Here is a 14,954-nt window from a genome sequence, read left to right as displayed (position 1 = left end):
ACCTAGCCGATCTCCCCGAACTCGGCGAATATTCTGCACTTAAGGCATGTCGAAAGACGATGCGGCGGCTCAGGTAATACCAGGCCGACGAATCGGCTATTGATTGGCGCATCTGGCAGATGTACCGTCTGCTCCCATCGGAGCGGCGGTCGACGCGGAAGGTGCGGTGGGCATGGGGAAAGAACGGGCGTTCTTCGGTCAGCCCCGCGGCCTGGTGGGGCTGTTCTTCGCCGAGGCGTGGGAGCGGTTCTCCTACTACGGCATGCGCGCGCTGCTGCTTTACTACATGACCGACCGGCTCTCCGACGGCGGCCTCGGCCTCCGCCCGGAGAGCGCGAAGCCGCTGATCGCGGTCTACGGTTCGGCCATCTACCTGGCGGCGATCCTCGGCGGCTGGATCAGCGACCGGCTGCTCGGCGATCGCAGGACCACTCTCGTCGGCGGGTTCCTGATCATGTGCGGGCACATCTGCCTGGCCGTCCCGGCGGGCGCCGGAGCGCTGTTCGCCTCGATGGTCTTCATCGCCGTCGGAACGGGACTGCTGAAACCGGCGATTTCGTCCTCTGTCGGCGATCTGTACCCGGCCGACGATCCGCGGCGCGACTCCGGGTTCAGCATCTACTACATGGGCATCAGCGTCGGAGCGGTGGCCGCCCCGCTGGTCGTCGGCACTGTGGGCCAGGATTACGACTACCACGCCGGTTTCGGGATCGCCGCGGCGGGAATGGCGGCCGGCCTGCTGGTCTATCTCCGGTCGCGGCGGCGCCTCAACCCGGTGGGCAATCGCCCGAAGAACCCGTTGCGGCCGGCCGAGATCCCGCGGGCGCGGCTTGTCGCGGCCGTCGCCGGAATCGCTGTTCTGGCCGTGTTGGCGGTGCTGACGGTCAGCACCGGAATCCTCGACGCCGACGGCGCGGTCAACCTCATCAGCGTGCTGGCGATCGCGCTTCCCATCGGCTACTTCACGGTCATGCTGCGCAGTTCGCGCACCACCCGGGCCGAGCGCGCCAGGGTGCGCGCCTACATTCCGATGTTCGTCGCGGCGGTCGCGTTCTGGTGCATCCAGGAACAGGGCGCGACGGTCATCGCGCAGTACGCGGGCGAAAGCACCGATCTCGACGCGTTCGGGTTCGCGATCCCGGCGTCGTGGTTCCAGTCGGTCGGCTCGCTGGTGCTGATCGTGCTGACTCCGCTGTTCGCGATGCTGTGGCTGCGGCTGGACCGCTCGCCCCGTTCGCCTTCGACCGCGCACAAATTCGCCGCGGGACTGGCGATCGCCGGTCTGTCGTACCTGCTGATGGTGGTGCCCGCGGCGCATCCGGGGCAGGCCAACCCGCTGTGGCTGGCCGGCAGCCTCGCGGTGGTCACCGTCGGCGAGATGTGCCTCTCGCCGATCGGGCTGTCCGCGACGACGAGGCTGGCGCCCGCGGCGTTCGCGACGCAGACGATGGGGTTGTGGCTGTCGTCGAACGCGGCCGGGCAAGGCATCGGCGCCCAGCTGGTGAAGTTCTACGACGCCCGTTCGGCGGCAGGCTACTTCGGCGCGCTCGGCGCGGGCGCGGTCGTGCTGGCTTTGCTTTTGTTCGCACTGGCTCCGCTCATCCGGCGGCAAGCGACGAAAAGGGGGTCCACAATGGACCGCAACCAGGCGGCGGTGAGCCGGTGAAGCGGGTCGTTTTCCGGGGCGGAACTCTGTTCGACGCGGAGTCCCGGTGCGCGGACCCGGCGGACGTAGCGGTGGAAGACGGCCGGATCGTCGAAGTCGGAACCGGCCTCGACGGAGACGAGGAAGTCGACTGCGCCGGCAGGGGAGTGCTGCCCGGCCTGATCGACTGCCACGTGCACGTCACGATGACCAGTTCGGATCTCTTCGAGAGCGTGCAACAGCCGTTTTCGCTCCAGTTCTACGAAGGCGCGCGGAACATGGCGCGGACGCTGGCCGCGGGCGTCACGACCGTCCGGGACGCCGCGGGCGCCGACCTCGGGATGCGCGTGGCGCAGGAGCGCGGCCTGATCGCCGGGCCCCGTATGCAGATCTCGCTGAACATGCTGAGCCAGACGGGCGGGCACGGCGACCCGTGGTGGCCCTCGACGTGCGTGGTGGACCTGCTGCCGCCGCACCCGGGCCGCCCGCCCGTGGTGGTGGACGGCCCGGAGGAGATCCGTCGCAAGGTCCGGGAACTGGTCCGCGCGGGCGCCGACGTCATCAAAGCCGCGACCAGCGGCGGCGTCGTGTCCGGCGGCGCCGGGCCGAAGATCGCGCACTTCCGCGACGACGAGATCGCCATGATGGTGAACGAGGCCGCGGCGGCGGGACTGCCCGTGATGGCCCACGCCCACGGCGACGGCGCGAAGGCGGCCGTCCGCAACGGAGTCCGCTCCATCGAACACGGCCATTTCCTGGACGACGAGACACTCGAGATGATGGCCGCGCGCGGCACCTGGCTGGTCCCGACCCTCAGCGCCGGAGTCGGTCTGCGGCAAGCGGTCGAAGCCGGAGCCGGGTATCCCGAGCACATCGTCGAGAAGATCAAGGAACGCACCGAGAGCAGCGTCCGGCGCGCGGTCGAGGCAGGCGTCCCGATCGCGATGGGCACCGACGCGCCGCTGTACCCGCACGGGGAGAACCTGCTGGAGCTGGAGCTCCTCGTCGAACAGGGCATGCGTCCGGCCGACGCCTTGCACGCCGCGACACTGTCCGCGGCGAACCTGATGGGCCTCGGCTCGTCGCTGGGCTCGCTGGCTCCCGGCAAGCGCGCGGATCTCGTCGTCGTCGACGGCGATCCTCTCGACGTGCGGGATCTGGGCAAGCGGGTCCTCGCGGTGTACCAGGACGGACGGCTGGTGCACGCGGCCGACCGCGGGTAACCCCGGGCTGGTCGCCGACCGGGCCGATTGACACACCGGGCCGCCATTCATACATTGTCTCGAAAGTTGTATGAATGACGAGCGGAGCTGGTTCGGATGAATCTCGGCAAGACCGCTGTCGTCCTCGGCGGAAGCGTCGCGGGCCTGTGTGCCGCCGGGGCGCTGTCCCCGTATTTCGATCAGGTGCTCGTGCTGGAGCGCGACGAGCTGCCGGAGGAGGCCGAGCACCGGCGCGGGGTGCCGCAGAGCAAGCACCCGCATTTTCTGCTGAACTCGGGCCGCCGGGCGATCACCGCGCTCTTCCCCGGTTTCGAGGACGACCTCGTCGCGGCGGGCGGGCTGCACCTGATGCCCTCGATGGACGCCGCCTACCTGGACCGCGAGGGCTGGTCGGCGCGCAAACGCAGTGCGATGACGATGGTCTACAGCTCGCGCGTCCTCATCGAGCGCGTGCTGCGGGACAAGGTGCGTGCACTGTCTAATGTGGACCTCCGGGAGCGCGTGGCGGTGCGTGGCCTTGCCACTGCGGCCGGGGCGGTCACCGGCGTGGAAATCGCCGCGCCCGGGGGAGAGGAGCATCTCGACGCCGACTTCGTCGTGGACGCGATGGGCCGCGGCTCGCCCGTCGCGAACTGGCTGGTGGCGGCGGGCTGGCCGGAGCCGGAAGTGCGGACCCTCGACGCCAAGGTCACCTACACCTCGCGCTGGTACGAACTTCCCGCACGCCGTCCGGCGTCCTGGTGGTGGCAGCACCTGGTGCTCATGCCGACCCAGGACCGCGGCGAGCACCCCGCGGAGCACGAGTTCCTGGTGAACTTCTTCCCGATCGAGGGCGACCGGGTCATCGCCTGCATGGGTTCGTGGGGCCGGGAGATGCCGCGGACGGCCGAGGACTTCGTCGCATCGGCACGCCGGACGCGGACGCCGCTGTTCGCCGCCGCGATGGACCGGTGCACGCCGTCCTCGGAGGTGCACCTGACCCGGTCCACCGGCAACCGGTGGCGGCGCTACGACCGCTGGCCGAGCCCGCCGCGCGGCCTGGCGTTCGTCGGCGACTCGATCTGCGCGTTCAATCCGTTCTACGCCCAAGGCATCAGTTCCGCGTCGAGTTCGGCGCTGCTGCTTCGCGAACACCTGGCCCGCGCGCGCGATCTCGACGCGAGCTTCGGCGCTCGATTCCTTGCCGCGCAACGCGACTTGCTCAAGGTGCCCTGGACTCTGGCGATGGCCCGGGACCGGGGTTACGAGTGCGCGGAGGGCACCGAACGGCTGCCCGGGTGGCAACGTCGCCTGCTGGCGGCCGTCTCCGCTCCCGCGTTCAGCCTGATCGTCGGCGCCGCCCGGGAGGACGACGTCGTCGACGAGCATTTCGCGAAGGTCTTCAACCTCGACGAGTCGCTGGGCGACATGATGCGCACCCCGCGCGTGCTCGCCGGGCTCGCCCGCTACTGCGTCCGCTCCATGCTGGGCAGGCACCGGGTGCCCTTCGGCTTCGATCCCCAGGCCGAGCCGCCGGCCACCGACTACTCGCCGCCCGCGGTCGCCGGATGAGCGCCGGCTGCGGACCGGAGGCGGAGGACGTCTCCCGGCGGCTCGGTTTCGACTGCCACGACGCCAGCCCGGTGGTCTCGGTCCGCGCGCCGTGGGACCTCGCGCACTGGACGATGCCGCTGCTGGAGGTGCTGATCGTCGGCGGCGCCGTGTTCGCGCTCTGGCACGCCGTGCGCCGCTATCGCGCGGGCGACCCGGTCAACCTGGCGCTGTGGTGGGCCTCGCTGGTCTATCTCGTCGTCACCGAACCGCCGCCGTACTTCCCCGAATGGTTCGGCCTCGACCGGCTGTACGGATTCATCTTCGCGCACAACCGGTTCACCGTGCAGTTCATGGGGGACCGGCTGCCGCTCTACATCGTGGCGTTCTATCCGGTGATCAGCCAGCTCGCGTACGAACTCGTGCGGTCGCTGGGGGTTTTCCGCCGCCGCGGCCCGCTGACCGGAGCCGTCGCCGTCGCGTTCGCCTGCCAGGTCTTCTACGAGGTCTTCGACCAGGTGGGCCCGCAACTGAAGTGGTGGGCCTGGAACCCGGCCAACCAGGTCGTCAACCAGCCTGCGCTCGCCTCGGTTCCGATGACCAGCATGCTGCTGTTCGCCTCGGTGTCGATGGCGGCCATGACCTACCTCGTGGTGCGCTTCACCGGCGGCCGGCCGCACCGGGGCCGGCGGCTGGTTCCGCGCATTCTCGCGGCGGGCGTCCTCACCCCGTTCACCATGGCGGTCGCCGGGCTCCCGGCGAGCCTGTTCGGCGGCGACCATCCCAACCAGGTCGCGCAAGCCTGGATACTCGGCGCGGAACTGGGCTTGGTGTGGCTCGCCGGCGCGTGGATCGTCGTCGCACAGCTGCGCTCCGGCGAACGCGGCACCGGCGAGCCGCCGTCGGCTTTCGGCCGGTACTACCCCGCGATCTACCTGGGCGGCATGGCGGTGTGCTGGATCGGCGCGCTGCCCGCCTACCTCGGCGCCCGGGACGGCGTCACCAGCGACGGGTCCCCGATCGGGAGCGGACCGTACGCGCTCGCGTGCTTCATCGCCGCCGGTTCGCTGGTGGCCGCCGCGCGCCCCGCCCGTCGGTGACCTGCGGTCTCGTCTGGAACGATGAGCGCCATGGGGTACCACGGATGGCAGGGCGACCCGCCCGGCGCCGAAGACGAGGCACGCCGCCGGATCGTGCAGGCGGCGATCGCGTGCATCGACCGCGCCGGGCTGGCCAAGACCAACCTCTCCCACATCGCCGCCGAAGCCGGAGTCACCCGGCAGACCGTCTACCGCTACTTCCCCAGCCTGGCCGAAATCCTGCGTGCCGTCGCCCACGCGGGCGCCGAGGAGTTCGCCGAACGGATGCGGCGGCACCTGTCCGCGTTCGACAGCCCGGTCGAGGTCGCCGTCGAGTCCGTCGTGTTCGCCGTCCGCAGCCTGCCCGACGAGCCCTATCTCGGTTTGCTCCTGCGGGCCGGGGAAGCCGACTACTTCACGGCCGGGACCGCCACGCCGCCGTCCTTTTCCCTCGGCGCGCGAATCCTGCGCGACACCGAGGTCGACTGGTTCGCCGCCGGGGTGCGCACCGACGCTGAACTCGAGGAACTCGCCGAAATCCTGATGCGGCTGTTCATGTCGTTCCTGCAGTACCCGTCGACGCCGCCGGCGACCGACGACGAACTGCGAGAGATGGTTCGCCGCTGGATCGGCCCGGCACTGCGGGGCTGATTCCCGGGAGTCCGCGAAGGACGCCCGGTCCTCGTCTTTCCGCCTGGAGTTCTTGAGCGGACGCTCAGGACCAGGTGATCGGAAGCTCGTGCACCCCGTAGATGTTCATGTTGGTCCGCAACGGCACCTCCGCGGCCGGAACCGCCAGCCGCAAGTCCGGGAAACGGCGCAGCAGCCCCTCGAACCCGGCCCGCATCTCGATCCGCGCCAGCTGCTGTCCCAGGCACTGATGAATCCCATGCCCGAACGCGACCTGCCCGCGAACCTTGCGGTGCACGTCAAGCACATCAGGGTTCTCGAAGCGGCCCGGATCGCGGTTGGCCGCGAGCAGCGAAACCACCACAGTCGAACCGGCCGGGATCGTCTCGCCGCCGAGTTCGACGTCCTCCGTCGCGTAGCGGTAGAAGATGTCGGCCACCGACAGGTAGCGCATCAGCTCTTCCACCGCGTTGGCGAACAGTGTCGGGTCGGCGCGCAGTTCGGCCAGTTGGGTCGGGTGTTCAAGCAGCGCGAAGGCGCCCAGCGACAGCATGTTGGCGGTGGTCTCGTGCCCGGCCAGCAACAGCAGGAACGCCATGCCGGTCAGTTCTTCGATGCTGAGGTCCTCGTCGCGGGCGAGGTCGGAGAGGATGTCCTCGCCCGGCTCGGCACGCTTGTCCGTGCACAGCTGGCCGAGGTAGCCCATCATGGCGCCGAACGCGGCCATTTTGTCTTCGAGGTTGACGTCGCGTTCCATGAACTTCGACGAGTTCGCCTGGAAGGTTTCGCGGTCGGCGTAGGGAACCCCGAGCAGTTCGCAGATCACCAGCGACGGCACCGGAAGCGCGAACTCCCGCACGAGATCGATCGGCGGCGCGAGCTGCGCGACCGCGTCCAGTCGCTGTTCGGTGATCGCGATGATGCCGTCTTCGAGCTGCTTCATCCGCTTGACGGTGAACGCGCCGGTGAGCTTGCGCCGCAGCCGGGTGTGGTCGGGGGCGTCCATGCTGATGAACAGGCCGGGGATCTGCGGCGACGGTTCGGTGGCGACCGGCATGCCCGGCGTCTCGTACGGCACGTGGACCACGCCGATGTCCTGGCGGCTGCTGAACCGGGCGTCGGACATGACGTGGCGGACCGCGTCGTACCCGGTGACCAGCCAGCCCTCGTGGCCGTCCGGGAAGAGCATCGGGCTGACCGGGCGGGTCTCGCGCAGCGCGGTGATCGCCGACGGCGGGTCGAACGGGCCGGCGTCGCGGTCCATCGGCAGGCCGTTGACCGGGGAAAGCTGCTGGCTCATCGGGAAATCCTCTCGTGGTGGCTTGATGTCACCACGATCTCCGAGAGGCCAGACACCGAGCCGTCACGGCGCTGACACGGGATCAGGCCCGCGTCAGCGGCACCGCCACCAGCTCGGTCCACACGCCCGCGGCGCCTTCCTGAGCGGCTTGGTCGAACGCGGCGTCCCCGAGGCGGTCGCGCGCCTCCTGCTCGATTCGCGTTACGTCCGGGTTCGCCAGGTCTTTTCGGCCGAGCACCTGCGCGCTGGCGGCCAGCAGCCGTGCGGCGTGGTCGTACTGCGCGCGCCGCAGTGCCAGGTCAGCGACTCCGACGACCGCTTGGGCGATCTCGGGAGCCCGTCCGGTTTCCGCCGCCGCGTCGCAGGCCGCGGCACGGTGTTCGCGTGCCTCGTCGAGGTCGGCGGCGAACCAGGCGTGCAGGTCGTGGGCCGCGGCTCGCAGATGTGGTTGCCGCGCTTCGTCGCCGAGCAGGCTCATCGCGTGGCCGAACTGGCCGAAGGCGTCTTGCTCGTCGCCGTTCCACCGGGCCAGTTCTGCCCGGACGAGCGCGAGCGACGCCAGGGTCCCGGGCCAGGTGACGCCTTCCGCGAGTCTTTCCGCTTCGGCGACCGCGGCGGCGCAGGCGTCCTTGTCTCCCGCGAGCCAGTGCAGTCGTGCCTGCCGCATGCGCAGCTGGACGACGTCGTCGAGGGCGTCCAGTTCTGCGACGACGGCGATCGCCTGGTCGAAATGCTCGCTGGCCTCGGCGAATTCGCCGCGCATGGCCAGACAGCCGGCCAGTTCGGTCTGCGCGAACGAGATGCCGAACCGTTCGCCGAGCACCCGGAACTCGACCAGAGATTCGTCGAACCAGGATTCGCAGTCCTGGCCGAGCATCATCCGCAGCTTGCCGATGTGCAGCCGGGACAACGCTCGCACCCACGGATCCTCGTCGTCCAGCAGCGACTCCCACGCGGGCAGCAGCGCGTCCGTGTCGCGCAGCATCATTTCCAGCGGCACCACCAGACGCAACGCCGCATGGCGGTGCCTCCCGTGCTTGCCGAACTCGTACGCCTTGTGGATCCACTGCGCGGCTTCCGGCATGTCGCCGGGCCCGGACGTGACGAACATCGAGGTCAGGGCGTACACGATCGCCCTGGTCTCGTCGGGGACCTCGCCGGGAATCGCGATCGCGGCGGTGATCAGCTCCATGCCCTCGGCCTTGCGGCCCACGAGCCACCAGTACCAGCCGCAGGCGGCCGCGAGCCGCATCGCCGCGTGCGCGTCGCCGGACGCGAGCGCGCCGCGCATCGCCGAGACGAGATTGTCGTTCTCTGCCTTGAGAACGGTGAGCCACTCCAGCTGCTCGCCGCGGCGCAGGCGCGGTTCCGCGGTTTCGGCCAGCTCCGTGAAGTACGCGAGATGCGCTTGCCGGGCCGGCTCGGTCTCCCCGGCCTCGGCGAGGCGTGCGGCGCTGTACTCCTTGATCGTGCCGAGCATCCGGTACCGCGGCGCGCCTTCGCCGAACGCGACGAGCAGGGACTTGTCGCTGAGCGCGGTGAGCAGGTCCAGCACCTCGTACTCGTCGACCAGCTCTCCCGCGCAGACCCGTTCCGCCGCCTCCAGGCTCGCGCCGCCGGCGAACACCGACAGCCTGCTCAGCACGAGCCGTTCGCCGTCGCTGAGCAGTTCCCAGCTCCAGTCGACCATCGCGCGCAGCGTCCGGTGCCGGGGGAGAGCGGTCCGGCTGCCGCCGGTCAGCAGCCGGAACCGGTCGTCGAGGCGGTCCGCGAGCTGCTCGGCGGACATCGTGCGGAGCCGGACGGCGGCCAGCTCGATCGCGAGCGGCATCCCGTCGAGCGCGGTGCAGATGCGGGCCAGCGTCCGGTCGTCGGCGAGGTCCTGGTTCCGCGTCGTCGCCCGGTCGCGCAGCAGCTGGACGGCCTCGGCGCGCGCGAGCGGCTCGACCGGCCACAACGCCTCGCCGGTGATTCCCAGCGGTTCCCGGCTCGTCGCGAGGATCCGCAATCCGCGGCACTCGCCGAGCAGCCGGTGCGCGAGAGCGGCCGCGGACTCGATGACGTGCTCGCAGTTGTCGAGCACCAGCAACGTTTCGCGGTCGCGGATCGCGGAGACCAGCCGGTCCACCGGATCCGCGGAGGACGCTTCGCCGAGCAGCGCGTCGCGGAGGCCGAGCCCGGACAGCGTGGCCTGCGCGACGTCGTCCCCGCTCCCGACGGCGGCGAGTTCGACCAGCCAGGCGCCGTGGTGCAGGTCGCCGACCAACGTGCGGGCGGTTTCCGTCGCCAGCCGGGTCTTTCCCGATCCGCCGGGCCCGGTGAGGGTGGTGAGCCGATGCCGCGACACCAGGTCGCGGACCGCGGCTACGTCGGCTTCTTTCCCGACGTAGCTGGTGAACTCGGCGCGCAGATTGGTCTTGCGGCTTTCCTCGCGCCGCCCCACCTCGCCGCGCAGCAACGCGACGTGCAACGCGGACAGTTCGGGCGAGGGGTCGGCGCCCAGTTCGTCGGCCAGTGTTTCCCTGATGCGCTGGAACGCTTGCAACGCCTCGGTGTTGCGGCCCGCGGCGGCGAGCGCGCGCATCAACGCGGCGACGAGCCGCTCCCGCACCGGGTGCGCGGCCACCAGGTCGGTCAGTTCCGCGACGAGATCCGCGCCGCGGCCGAGGTCGAGCTCGGCTTCGAACCGATCCTCCATCGCCGCCAGCCGCAGGGCTTCCAGCCGCGTGGCCGCCGCGTCGAACGCGTCGCTGTCCTGCAAGCCGACGTCCTGCATCGCCGGACCGCGCCACAGCTCCAGTGCCTCGCGCAGTCGCCCGGACCCGTGGTCCCGGGCCTGGGCGGCTAACCGTTCGAAGCGCACCGCGTCGACGGCGTCCGGGTCGATCGCCAGCCGGTAGCCGTCGGTCAGCCCTTCGACCACTGCGCCCGGGAGCGCCTTGCGCAGCCGGGAAACCAGGCGTTGCAAGGCGTTCGCGGCGTCGGCGGGCGGCTGCTCGCCCCAGATCCAGTCGATCAGCGACGCCTTCGGGACGACCTGGCCCGGCCGGAGCGCGAGGGCGACGAGCAGGCCGCGCAACCGAGCGCCCGGCACCTCGGCTGCCTCGCCGTCGCGGACCTCGAACGGGCCGAGGATCTTGATCTGCACCCGTCCGATCCTGCCATCCGATCGGGTGGTCAGGCAGCGGAATGGACGACGATGTCGTCGAGCCGCGTGCGGGCGTGGACCTTGATCGTGTCGCGCGGGCTCTCCGGTGTGCCGAGGGTGTTGCGCACGGCGCCCTTCGTGCTCTTCGCGTCCACGTCGGCGGCGGTGCCCGCGCTGACGCCGACCTCGATCCCGCCGGCCGCGTTCGACAGCTCCACCTGGCCGCGCGTGACCCGCCCGATCCGGATCGGGCAGTCGGCCGCCTTGGCGACGACACTACCGTCCGCGGTGCCGATCTCGAAGCTGCCGTTGGACCCGCCGAGGTCGACGTCGGACCGGGCGTGGCCGATCCAGACCTTGCCGCTGGTGCCCTGGTAGCGGATCTCGCCGTCGGCCTCGCCGATCCGCAGGCCCGCCGCGCTGCCCTCGACGACCGCGTCGCCGGCGACGTGCCCGACCGCGAGCCCGCCCGCGCCGAGGTTGGCGCGCAGTGCGGCGACCCGGTCGAGCCGGACCTCGCCCGAACCGATGTTGACCTCGCAGTCGCCGAGGGCGCCGTCCGCCCGCACCTCGGTCCAGGCCGTGTTCAGGACCAGCTTCGACCCGGCGGGCAGGTCGATCGCGATGTCGACCGAGCCGGTCTGGCGGCCGGACTTGGTCGTCTTGACCGCGAGGACGCCGTCGGCGAACTCGACCTTGGTCTTCTCCGCGACCTTCACGTCGGTCGAGTTCGCCGCGTCGACGGGCAGCACCCGAACGACGGTCTCGGCTCGCTCGCCCGCGGTGATCCGGACGCGAGCGCCGGCGGTGGTCAGCGCGGCGGTGATGGGGTTGGGGGTGGTGAACGTGGACATTTCCGGTCTCCCTAGCTGGCTTGGCGGTTCGTTGTGACCACATTCGCCTGCCCGGCGGACACGCCTCTGTCACGGCTCAGACGCAGGGGAAGGCGCCCGTGTCAGTGCCGGTGTCAGCGGGACAGCTTGTCGCGGTGTCGATCGGCGAGAGCTTCGGCAATGGGCGCGACAGTTTCACCGGGGCGGGCGGGGCGGCGGAGTGCCGAGGGGGCTGCGGTCGATGCAGCCGCTTGCTCCGCATTCGCAGGCCCATCGGTAGGGAACCGTGGTGCTGCCGGGGAGCACGTCGCGATTGGTGGCCGAGGCCCAGAGCCGTCCTTGACGGGCGGCGGTGTCGTTCTCGAACGCGCGCTGCGCGGCGAGTTCGCGCCCAGCGGGGAGGCGGGCAGTGACCGCGGATGCGAGGGCGGCCTGCACGGCATCGTAAGTCGCTGGCCAGTCCGGGTTTTCGGGCACTTCGATGACGAGATGGCCGGTGTCGGTGGCCTGGCTGCGGATCAGCCCGGCGATGACGGTGTCGCGAGCGACGAGGCGTTCGAGGCGCTGCGGATCCGCGTCCGGCCGGGAGGCACGCGCCGCCCGTGTCCGTTCTGGCGTGGGAAGGAGAAACACCGCGTTGCCCGTCGGCAGGGGATCGGCCATCGAGGGCAGGAGTTGCGGCCCTTCGACGAGGACGGGCACGGGTTCGGTGGCCCGGGCGCGGACGTCGGCGATCACGAGCGGCAGCCGAGCGTGCGCAGTGGCGACGAACGCGGCGGCGGCGTGCTCCGGGCCTTGGGCGAGTTCGTCGTCGAGTGTCGCGGTCGCTGGGGGCAGCCGTTCGCGGTGGTCGTAGGTCCACAGGTCGACCGGGTGGAGCGGGAGGTCGAGCTGCCTGCTGAGCATCCACGCGATGGTCGATTTGCCGGATCCGGGTGCGCCGCCGAGCCAGATCATGGCCGGCCAGGACGTTTCGTCCACCAACCCGACGATACCGGCGACCTGTCGGGGGTACGAAATTGTCGTACCCCTGTGTGATCGTAGGGGGGCCCGTTGTTCCTCGGGGGAGGAGAACCGACGATGCCCGCAGCGTGGGTGAAGCAGGAGGCCGCGGCAGAGGTGTTCCGCCGTGGCGACCATCTGGGGCTCGACGAGCACTCCGGTTTCGCCGCGGGAGCGGTCCGGTGAGGCTCGCAAGCGGCGGTGTGTTCAGCGTCCTCAACGAACAGCTCGCCCCGCCCAGCCTCGGGCTGGTGCTGGCGGCAGGCGGATTCGCGGTCGCGGTGTCGGCGGCGACGTTCGCGCTGATGCTCGCCGGTCCCGCGCGGTGGCGGTCGCTGAGCCGGGCCAACGTCCTGAGCACCGTCGTGCACGAGGGCGGCCACGCGCTGCTGAGCATCGTGACCGGCGGCGGCGTGTTCCAGATCGAGGTCACCAGCGCCGAAACCGGGCTCGCCCACACCTGGAGCACGTCGCGCTGGTCGCGGGTGCTGACCCTGGCCGCCGGATACGCGACGCCGCCGCTGGCCGGGCTCGGGGCGGCCGCATTGCTGCACCGGGGGCTAGCTCCGGCGGTGCTCGCGCTGACCGTGCTGGCGATGGCTCTCGTGCTGCTCGCGACCCGGGACCTGCTCACCCTCGCGATCGTGGTGACGCTGGGCGCGGCCGCGTTCGCGACGCTGAAGTGGGCGCCGGGCTGGCTGCAGAACACCGTCGCCTACCTGGAAGCGTGGCTGCTGCTGACCAGTGAACTCGGCGGCGTCGCGGCGCTCGTGGTCGCCCGGGTCCGCCACGGTTACTACAGCCTCGAAGACGACGCCGCCGGGCTCGCCGAAGCGAGCGGAATCCCGGCGTTCGCGTGGATCCTGGGCTGGGCCGCGCTGATCGGCTGGACGGCTTGGACCGCGGTGCCGATGCTCTGGCCGGACGCCTGAACACCGCGAGCGGGCGGCAAAATCGGCGGGCATCTTCTCCCGAAGACCTCGAAGGAGCTGGCCCCGCAGTGAGGGCGACCGTCGAAAGCGTTCCCGGCGGCCGAGCTGCCTCTCTGCCTGACCGTCGAACGCGACCCTCCGCCGTCGACGGTCAGCGGCCGTAGCGGCGGTTCCGTCGCGCGTAACTGCGCAGCGCCCGGAGAAAGTCGACCTCGCGGAAGGCGGGCCAGAAGGTGTCGCAGAAGTACAGTTCGGAGTAAGCGCTCTGCCAGACCAGGAAGTTGGAGAGGCGTTGTTCCCCGCTGGTGCGGATGACCAGGTCGGGGTCGGGTTGCCCGGCGGTGTAGAGGTGCCGGGACACGTCTTCCATGGTGATGGTGTCGGCGAGTTCGTCCAGCGTCCCGGCGGCGGCGTGTTCGGTGAGCAGCGAGCGCAGCGCGTCGACGACCTCCTGGCGGCCGCCGTAGCCGATGGCCAGCGTGATGTGGTAGCCGGTGTCGCAGTCGCGGGTGACTTCGACCGCGTTCTTCAGTGCGTGCGCGGTGGTGTCCGGCAGGGCGTCGAGGCTGCCCGCGACGTGGACCTGCCAGCCGGCGTCGGGCTGCGCGAGCTTGTCGGTGATGACTTGCTCGATCAGGTGCATCAAATAGGACACTTCGGCGTCGTCGCGGCGTGCGAGGTTCTCTGTCGAGCACAGGTAGATCGTCACGTGCTGCACGCCCGCGCGTTCGCACCAGGACAGCACGGTTTCGACGTGCTCGGCACCCCGTTTGTGACCGATGCTGAGATCGGCCATGCCCATCTGCCGTGCCCAGCGGCGGTTGCCGTCCATGATGATCCCGATGTGCCCCGGCAATTCGGCGCCCACGAGCTGCTTTCGCAGCCGGTGCGTGTAAACGCCGTAGATGATTCGCTGGACCGGGCCGGGCAGCAGCACGATGTGCACTCCGTTCGCCGTTGTGTCACGCGGGTTCCCGGCGAGCCTATCCGACCTCGTTTCCCTGCTGCGGGCGGTGTTTGAATTCTCCGGAAATGTTCGAAAGGCGGCCTGTCGTCTCCGTGTTTTGCGCCGTGCGTGCGAAATCCGCTGTTTCCGCGCGAATAAGGGAGACTTGCGATGTTCGGACGGCGAGCTGGGAACCGTGCCCGGTCTGACGAGTCGCGGGCGGACCGGCTTCGCTGGGGTCAGAGTTCGAGGATCGTGACGGTCACCCGGGCGACGTCGCCGGGATCGAGCTTCTCGGCTTTGCGCACCGCGCGTTTGACCGGCAGCACGTAGCCGCGCTTGCTGTCCGGGAAGATCGAGGTCCGCCAGATGGTGGCGCCGACCCGGGCCTGCACGCGCAGCGATCCGAACCCCCGGCGCGGTCCGCCCAGCTCGCGGATTTCGTCCGAGATGTCGGAAGGCAGGCTCACGAAGGTCCAGGTCTCGGTCCGCCGTGCGTCCCAGATCCACAGTTCTGCGTCGAAGTGCACTTCCACGCGATCAGCTTCGCACGCGGCACCGACAGTTTCCGGGAGCGGAGCAGCGATCAACCGCCCGATTGCCAGCCAGGCGAGCGAGGGCCTTCCTCCGGGGCCCAGAACGGCACGACCCGAACGTGCCGACGCAGGATTCCTTCGCCGAGCTTC

The 14,954-nt window shown here is 70.4% G+C and carries 12 protein-coding genes; 6 read left to right on the top strand and 6 right to left on the bottom strand.

Annotated elements, in window-relative coordinates; all coding sequences use genetic code 11:
- Nucleotides 1-172: 172 nt before the first annotated feature.
- The 5 genes from H4281_RS03455 (at nucleotide 173) to H4281_RS03435 (ending at nucleotide 6,128) form a co-directional block, all read left to right on the top strand.
- Nucleotides 173-1,666 carry a peptide MFS transporter gene (locus H4281_RS03455; RefSeq protein ID WP_182889385.1) on the top strand — a complete coding sequence of 498 codons (1,494 nt, stop codon included), beginning with the start codon at nucleotides 173-175 and terminating at the stop codon, nucleotides 1,664-1,666.
- Nucleotides 1,663-2,868, top strand: a complete 1,206-nt coding sequence (locus H4281_RS03450; protein WP_182889384.1) for a metal-dependent hydrolase family protein — start codon at nucleotides 1,663-1,665, stop codon at nucleotides 2,866-2,868. The genes H4281_RS03455 and H4281_RS03450 overlap by 4 nt, the downstream gene beginning before the upstream one ends.
- 96 nt (nucleotides 2,869-2,964) lie before the next feature.
- Nucleotides 2,965-4,419, top strand: a complete 1,455-nt coding sequence (locus H4281_RS03445; RefSeq protein ID WP_182889383.1) for an FAD-dependent oxidoreductase — start codon at nucleotides 2,965-2,967, stop codon at nucleotides 4,417-4,419.
- Nucleotides 4,416-5,498, top strand: a complete 1,083-nt coding sequence (locus H4281_RS03440) for a hypothetical protein (RefSeq protein ID WP_182889382.1) — start codon at nucleotides 4,416-4,418, stop codon at nucleotides 5,496-5,498. Before H4281_RS03445 ends, H4281_RS03440 begins: the two co-directional genes overlap by 4 nt.
- Before the next feature lie 30 nt (nucleotides 5,499-5,528).
- The gene (locus H4281_RS03435; protein WP_182889381.1) at nucleotides 5,529-6,128 is read left to right on the top strand and encodes a TetR/AcrR family transcriptional regulator; all 600 of its coding nucleotides are present in this window, start codon (nucleotides 5,529-5,531) and stop codon (nucleotides 6,126-6,128) included.
- Between the two features lie 64 nt (nucleotides 6,129-6,192).
- On the opposite strand, the gene H4281_RS03430 is transcribed toward H4281_RS03435, so the two are convergent.
- The 4 genes from H4281_RS03430 to H4281_RS03415 all read right to left on the bottom strand — a co-directional run bounded on the left by H4281_RS03430 (nucleotide 6,193) and on the right by H4281_RS03415 (nucleotide 12,369).
- The gene (locus H4281_RS03430) at nucleotides 6,193-7,407 is read right to left on the bottom strand and encodes a cytochrome P450 (protein WP_182889380.1); all 1,215 of its coding nucleotides are present in this window, start codon (nucleotides 7,405-7,407) and stop codon (nucleotides 6,193-6,195) included.
- 82 nt (nucleotides 7,408-7,489) lie between these two features.
- Complete coding sequence (locus H4281_RS03425) at nucleotides 7,490-10,555, bottom strand: ATP-binding protein (RefSeq protein ID WP_182889379.1); 3,066 nt, start codon at nucleotides 10,553-10,555, stop codon at nucleotides 7,490-7,492.
- A gap of 29 nt (nucleotides 10,556-10,584) precedes the next feature.
- The gene (locus H4281_RS03420; protein WP_182889378.1) at nucleotides 10,585-11,409 is read right to left on the bottom strand and encodes a DUF4097 family beta strand repeat-containing protein; all 825 of its coding nucleotides are present in this window, start codon (nucleotides 11,407-11,409) and stop codon (nucleotides 10,585-10,587) included.
- A 174-nt stretch (nucleotides 11,410-11,583) separates the two neighbouring features.
- The gene (locus H4281_RS03415) at nucleotides 11,584-12,369 is read right to left on the bottom strand and encodes a zeta toxin family protein (RefSeq protein ID WP_182889377.1); all 786 of its coding nucleotides are present in this window, start codon (nucleotides 12,367-12,369) and stop codon (nucleotides 11,584-11,586) included.
- 203 nt (nucleotides 12,370-12,572) lie between these two features.
- Between H4281_RS03415 and H4281_RS03410 the strand changes: the two genes are divergently transcribed.
- On the top strand, nucleotides 12,573-13,322 hold the full coding sequence (locus H4281_RS03410; protein WP_237599747.1) for a M50 family metallopeptidase: 750 nt from the start codon (nucleotides 12,573-12,575) through the stop codon (nucleotides 13,320-13,322).
- Nucleotides 13,323-13,473: 151 nt separating this feature from the next.
- Here H4281_RS03410 and uppS read toward each other — a convergent pair whose 3' ends face one another.
- Together uppS and H4281_RS03400 are read right to left on the bottom strand one after the other, a co-directional pair.
- Entirely contained in the window at nucleotides 13,474-14,268 is a 795-nt protein-coding gene (uppS, locus tag H4281_RS03405) for a polyprenyl diphosphate synthase (RefSeq protein ID WP_312872043.1), read from the bottom strand.
- Between the two features lie 239 nt (nucleotides 14,269-14,507).
- Nucleotides 14,508-14,804, bottom strand: coding sequence for a DUF1905 domain-containing protein (locus H4281_RS03400; protein WP_182889376.1), 297 nt, complete (start codon nucleotides 14,802-14,804; stop codon nucleotides 14,508-14,510).
- Between the last annotated feature and the right edge of the window lie 150 nt (nucleotides 14,805-14,954).

It is taken from the genome of Amycolatopsis dendrobii (assembly GCF_014145675.1).
In the GTDB taxonomy this organism is placed as follows: Bacteria; Actinomycetota; Actinomycetes; order Mycobacteriales; family Pseudonocardiaceae; genus Amycolatopsis; species Amycolatopsis dendrobii.
Note: the sequence above shows the minus strand (reverse complement) of the source record. Positions and strands in the feature narration are given on the sequence as shown.